This window comes from Microcystis sp. M53603_WE2 (assembly GCF_030065435.1).
The window spans coordinates 1-1,228 of sequence record NZ_JASJFF010000965.1 but is presented as its reverse complement, the minus strand read 5'-3'; the positions used below and the strand labels follow the sequence as shown (position 1 = coordinate 1,228).

The window sequence follows — 1,228 nt, the reverse complement described above, 5'->3', positions numbered from 1 at the left end:
ATTTTTCACTGGTTAGCCCAGATGGGTTCGGTTAATGCCGAAGCCATGTTTAATACTTTTAATATGGGTATCGGTTTTGTGATCATTGTCCCATCAGATCTGGCTCGATCGACTATTAATCAACTACAATCCTCTGGGATTAATGCCTACCAAATCGGCGAAGTGATTGCCGGCAAGGGGGAGATTGTTGGGCTTGATTAAGCTGAAAAAACTCTTTCAGCAAACCCTACTTAGGGTCTGCTGAATAAATCTAAAAACCTTGTTGGATAAGAATTTTAGACTTTTTTCCCATCAAAAAGTGCCAGACATTGGGGTGATCGGGGGGGAAATTTAGGCACTTTTTCCCTGAAAATTAGGTAATTGACCCCCTGAAAATGGGGAAAACCCTACACCCCAGCTGCCCCCCCGATGTCGGGGGGGCTGGGGGGCCACACCCTGCCCCCACGAAAAACTCTTTCAGCAAACCCTAGTTAATAGATTGTATCCCGTTGACGGGCGGGGCGATCGAGGGATTTAATCGCCGTTGCTAATTCCTCGACGGTCAAACAAGTACCGCCCACAGCCCCGGCCATAGTGGTAATATGTTCTTCCATGAGAGTACCACCAAGATCGTTGCAACCCCAGTTTAAAGCTTCTGTCGCCCCCTGTAAGCCCAATTTTACCCAACTGGGTTGATGATTTTTAATGCTATTGCCCAAATAAATCCGCGCCACTGCTGTTAATTTTAATGTATCGGCTAAAATTGGTTGATCCCGTCCGACTCGATTTCTCAGGGGTTTGGGGGCTGATTGTCCCACAAAAGGCAATAAAATAAATTCGGTGATTTTAGCCCGATAATTATTTTCTAGGGCGATTTCTTGCTGTTTTCTAATTTTTTCGAGGTGCTGCACCTGTTGGCTAGGGGTTTCAATATGACCGCAGAGCATGGTACTGGTGGTATGTAACCCCAAGCGATGGGCAGTACCGACTATTTCTAACCAAGTGGCGGCATCGATTTTTTCTGGACAAATTACCCGTCTTACCTCATCGACTAACACCTCGGCAGCCGTCCCCGGGAGAGAATTGACTCCTGCTTCTTGCAGGGAAGCGATAACTTTTTCGTAACTTAAAGCGTCTTCTCTAGCAATAAATTGGACTTCTTGGGGCGAAAAAGCGTGTAAATGCAGGTCAGGAAAGGCTTGTTTCAGGTTTTTAACAATTTCGAGGTAATAGTCTAAGGAATTGCCCT

The 1,228-nt window shown here is 45.9% G+C and carries 2 protein-coding genes; one reads left to right on the top strand and one right to left on the bottom strand.

Annotated features, from left to right (window positions below; translation table 11 throughout):
* A partial coding sequence (locus PX481_RS20430; protein ID WP_288095697.1) for an AIR synthase-related protein occupies positions 1 to 201 on the top strand: 201 nt, incomplete at its 5' end.
* A 269-nt stretch (positions 202 to 470) separates the two neighbouring features.
* On the opposite strand, the gene PX481_RS20425 is transcribed toward PX481_RS20430, so the two are convergent.
* The coding region (locus tag PX481_RS20425) for a CofH family radical SAM protein (protein ID WP_288095695.1) at positions 471 to 1,228 on the bottom strand (758 nt) is incomplete at its 5' end.